Source organism: Rickettsia endosymbiont of Culicoides newsteadi, assembly GCF_002259525.1.
Taxonomy (GTDB): domain Bacteria; phylum Pseudomonadota; class Alphaproteobacteria; order Rickettsiales; family Rickettsiaceae; genus Tisiphia.
On sequence record NZ_MWZE01000089.1, the window covers coordinates 1 to 5,060 of the forward strand.

A 5,060-nucleotide genomic window follows, 5' to 3' on the forward strand; every position below is an offset into this window, starting at 1 on the left:
GATAGGGGAGATTCCTTATTTGAGGCAAGTTGTAGAACGTTAAAATTATTGTATGAACCTATATGTTAGCTGCTATAACTATCATTTCAGTTTTAAATAATGTGGGAATTTCTTGGGCTGTGTACTGGGCAACCATGTATGATACTTCTATTGGATGAGAATAATAGGGGTCACCAGATTGTCGCATTTGACTACCATGATATTTCTTAGCGTAATAGATAGCTTTAGTAATTTCGTCGATATCTACTGGATCATTTACTTTTTCATTTAGTAAAATCAATTTATTAAGTAGCTTAGTAGAATATTTACAAGATTCGAACTTTACCCGCCAATTGTCAATATCTTCCATAAAAGTACCTCTCTAATTAATTTAATTGTACATTAAATTAATATTGCCAATAATTTTGTTATATTTTTTAAAAATTCCTCAATTATCTTTAGGTTATGCAAGAGGTCTAATAACTAAAGTAATTCTACAATTTGCTCAAATTGTAATAAATATTCTTGTTCTTTATCAAGATCTTTTAATTTAAGGCTATTACTCATTTGTTCATCATCACCAACAAAAATAACATATTTAGCTTTCTGTAGATTAGCCCGAATCATTCTCTTGGCTATTTTGCCTTTGGCGTCTAAGGTAACAGAAATATTTTTTTGGCGTAATTGATTGGCTAAGATTAAACAATATTCTAAATTATTGTCACTAATAGGAAAGATAAATACTGGTCTGGCTTTAGGTATGTTGTATTCTCTCATTAAAGCAAGCCTTTCGATTCCAGCAGCAAAGCCAATGGCTTTTGTCTCTGACCCGCCCATAATTTTGCTCAACCCATCATATCTTCCACCAGCAAGAATTGTCGACTGACTGCCAAGTTTGCTAGTAGTAAACTCAAAAGTTGTATGGCAATAATAATCAAGCCCCCTTACTAGCCTTGGGTTAATGATATATTTTACATTCAGTAAATCTAAGTATCTTAACACATCGTCAAAATATCTTGCAGTATCACTATTATAGTATTGAGACATTAACGGGCTATTCGCAACTATTTTTCTATCATTTTCATCTTTTGAATCTAAGATCCGCATCGGATTTTTGACGAGTCGCTTTTGGCTATCTTCTGATAATTCTGACTTATAATCATTGAAATACTCTACCAGCTTTTGTTGGTAGATGGTACGAGTTGCAGCACAACCAATTGAGTTTATTTCTAAAGTTGTATCTTTATCTATTTCTAAAGCCTGAAGAATATCTAAGGCAAGCCTAATTGTTTCAGCATCGTTACTCGATCCTTCTTCTCCACCAATATACTCAAAATTTATTTGATGAAATTGCCTTTGTCTACCAGCCTGTGGTCGGTCATAACGAAATACTGGACCGCTTGAAAAGAACTTAATAGGTAATGTTTGTTGCAGGTTATTAGAGATAAAAGCCCTAATAATACCGGCTGTAAACTCAGGTCTAAGAGAAATATTATTATCACTCTTATCAAGGAAATTGTACATTTCCTTGCTTATTACATCAGAAGTCTCTCCAAGTGTACGGTCAAAAACTTTAGTATATTCAATTATCGGCGTACTCATGGCTTGATAACCATAAAGTTCACCAATATGTTTTGCTGTGTTAATTATATAATTGTGAATTATATAATCCGCAGGCAGTAGGTCTTTAGTACCACGTAATGGTTGTAGTGCATTACTCATACAAATTAAACTTGTCGTTTCATAAAGAACAATCTAAGAATATACAGAACAAACATTAGTGCCAACCAATATATTAATAATTGCCCTGCAATCATCAAATTAAAGTTACTATCAAATATTTGTATAAATAGTAAATATAGGCAAGCTATTAAAACAAATGGTATAATGATACATGCAGCAGGACATTTAAATGGTCTTGGAACATTTGGCATTTTTATTCTAAACAATATGACTATTATAGCAACCACTGTATAATCTATTAATGATCCCATAGATGATAACTGAACAAGAATTTCAGTTGGGCAAAATCCTCCTAATAATGCAGCAAGTGCAGAAAATATTAAGATAGTAATATAAGGACTATCATATTTTGTATGAAGTTTTGCAAAACTTTTCGGCAATAACCCATCTCGAGCAATTACATAAAAAATACGGGATGTAGCGTAAATATTCATCATTAGTACCGTAGTCATACCACATACTGCTCCAGTAGCAACTATGGCAGACCCAACATTACTATTGTTCAAGCTAAGAGCATAGGCAAGTGGTTGGTCATTATTGAGTTGATCAAAAGGGGCTATACCAGTGACTAGCCCAGCTATTATAACATATACTATCGTTGCAATTACTAGTGATCCAATAATACCAATCATTAAATCTCGGTTAGGATTTTTGCATTCTTCAGCTGTAGTGGCTATTGTCCCAAAACCGGTCATAGCAAAAAATAGGATAGATGCTCCAACTAACATATTATTGAAGCCAAAAGGTAAAAAGTTTTGCCAATTTGTTGCATCAAAATACGGTGTGGCAAACACAATAAAAGCAAATATAGCTGCCATTTTTATAAATACTAAAATGGCATTTAGTTTTTTACTATCTTTCGTTCCTAAGTACAAAATAAAAGAGACAAACACTACAATAAGAAAAGCTGGTAAATTTATTATTCCACCATTGCTAGGCACGGTAGTTAAAGCTTTAGGCAAACCTATTCCACCAGCTGACAATATTGCCTGAACATATCCAGACCAAGAAGCTGCAACAGTTCCAGCAGCAAAACCAAGTTCTAATATGATAACACTACCCATTAACCAAGCAAATACCTCACCAAATGCTACATAAGAGTAAGTATAAATACTGCCAGAAGTCGGTAACATGGTAGCAAGCTCTGTATAGGCAAGAGCAACAAAAATACATGTTCCACCAGCAATAGCATATGATAGCATAACTGCAGGACCAGAATATTTAGCCGCAACTAGACCGGTTATTACAAATACACCCGTACCTATTATAGCCCCAAGACCCAATAATATTAAATCAAATGCTCCTAAGGTTTTAGCGAGACCACTAGTCTTCCCTAGCTCTTTTATTGATTCAAAACTTTTTCTTGTTAAAAAACTCATTAATCTCTCCAATTTTAATAATAGAAAATACTCTTGTCATTCCCGCTTAGGCTGGAATCTAACCCACTACCTACGCAGGGGTGACATAAAATTTGGATTGCTTCGCCCACTAAAGTGGCTCCTCGCAATGACGTTGACGATAAATACTAATCGGGATACTATAAAAGTATTTATGCAATTTCTCTAGTAATCCATCCTCCACCAAGAACTCGAGCATTATCATATATGACACAAGCCTGACCAGGAGTTACAGCTTTCTCTGCAGACATTAACTTTACCCTAATTTCTGTATTACTTATCCTACTAATCTTGGCAAAGGTAGCAGGACGAGTCGAACGAATCTTAACTTGCACCTCAACTTCCTCTTGGACAACCATTTCTTTACCAAGCCAGTTAACATTCTTAATAGTAAATTCGGTAGAATCTAATGCCGAATCTGGACCAACATAGACAATTTTTGTATTAGGGTCAATTCTTACTACATAAAGTGGCTCATGAAAAGCTATGCCAAGTCCACGACGTTGACCTATAGTATAGTTGATAATACCATTATGTGTCCCGAGTTCAAAGCCGTCTACATGGATTATTTTACCTTTTTCATTAACATCGGTTCGGATATTACTAATTACCTTCCTATAATCACCATCTGGTACAAAACAAATATCTTGGCTATCAGGCTTATCTGCAACGCCTAAGTTAAATCTAGTAGCAATATTCCTTGTTTGCTCTTTGCTTAATTCTCCCAAAGGAAAAGATAGATAATTTAGTTGTTCTAAAGTAGTTGCAAACAAAAAATAACTTTGGTCTTTGGCAATATCAATACCAGTATGTAATTCTGCTCCATCTATACCTTCGACTTTCCGAACATAATGACCAGTAGCAAGACAGTCGGCTCCTAAATCTTTTGCTACTTTTAGTAAGTCCTTAAATTTAACTGACTGGTTACATTGTACACATGGCGAAGGTGTTTCGCCTCTAATATAACTATCGGCAAAGTTATAAATTACTGATTCTTTAAATTTAGACTCGTAATCCAATACATAATGCGGAATATTTAGCATATCCGCCACCATTTTTGCGTCATAAATGTCTTGCCCAGCACAACAAGCATTCTTTTTCTTGGTGGCTATGCCGTGATCGTATAATTGTAGTGTTATACCAATGACTTTATGTCCTTGTTCACAAAGCATAGCAGCCACTACTGAGCTATCAACCCCACCAGACATTGCAACTACTATTGTAGATGGATTACTTATTCTATTATTCATTGCATTTATAGTAAATTTATGTTATAGTAAATACATCTTGCCAACTCGATAAACGAAGCAACACATTATAATAACTTTATAGATAAATTACAATAGGATTTATAATTTATCCCGATTTTTAATCATCCATTATTTTTAATATCAAAAATTACTCCTATATTAACCTGGCATTTTATTAGTAAGTTAGGTTATATCCATAAAATATAGCAGATTTTTATGTTACACTAATAGCTGTTTACATTATTTTTGCAAGATTGCTTATTTTTTTCATTTGCTTCAATACTCAACATATTTAAAATATGTTTAACTAACATAATTCTTGACTTATTATGTTTAATTAATGGCTTTATAATAGGATTGAGTAATTTAGAATGTCGCATTAGATAAGGATCGTACTCAAAATGCACCCCACTTAAAATAGCCCTACCACTACCGAATTTACAAATTATAATAGCTGCCTTACAATCTTCATAATTAGCAATAATTTTTGTATTAGCTACATTTTGGGCATCTAAAAAATAGCCTCCTCCATTATAAAAAACCATAGAATCTTCAGGAAGATTAGGAGTATTTAAGATTATCCTAGCGGCTCTTGCTCCTTTATTTGAATTATAGTATAGCACTTAACATAGAGGTTAATATAAGTTATAATGATAGATAATGAATAAATTTAATAATAGCAATATGGCGA

At 33.5% G+C, this 5,060-nt stretch carries 5 protein-coding genes; all 5 read right to left on the minus strand.

The annotated features are described in order from the left end of the window. Positions 1-58: 58 nt before the first annotated feature. The 5 genes from RiCNE_RS05760 to RiCNE_RS05780 all read right to left on the minus strand — a co-directional run bounded on the left by RiCNE_RS05760 (position 59) and on the right by RiCNE_RS05780 (position 4,992). Positions 59-349: a bifunctional (p)ppGpp synthetase/guanosine-3',5'-bis(diphosphate) 3'-pyrophosphohydrolase gene (locus RiCNE_RS05760; RefSeq protein WP_094649636.1), complete on the minus strand. Its 291-nt coding sequence runs from the start codon at positions 347-349 to the stop codon at positions 59-61. 113 nt (positions 350-462) lie between these two features. Beyond that, positions 463-1,701, minus strand: a complete 1,239-nt coding sequence (hisS, locus tag RiCNE_RS05765; protein WP_094649637.1) for a histidine--tRNA ligase — start codon at positions 1,699-1,701, stop codon at positions 463-465. 5 nt (positions 1,702-1,706) lie between these two features. Further along, positions 1,707-3,101, minus strand: a complete 1,395-nt coding sequence (locus tag RiCNE_RS05770) for an amino acid permease (RefSeq protein WP_094649638.1) — start codon at positions 3,099-3,101, stop codon at positions 1,707-1,709. A 170-nt stretch (positions 3,102-3,271) separates the two neighbouring features. After that, positions 3,272-4,369, minus strand: coding sequence for a tRNA 2-thiouridine(34) synthase MnmA (gene mnmA, locus RiCNE_RS05775; protein ID WP_094649639.1), 1,098 nt, complete (start codon positions 4,367-4,369; stop codon positions 3,272-3,274). 224 nt (positions 4,370-4,593) lie between these two features. Beyond that, complete coding sequence (locus tag RiCNE_RS05780) at positions 4,594-4,992, minus strand: BPL-N domain-containing protein (RefSeq protein WP_094649640.1); 399 nt, start codon at positions 4,990-4,992, stop codon at positions 4,594-4,596. Positions 4,993-5,060: the final 68 nt, after the last annotated feature.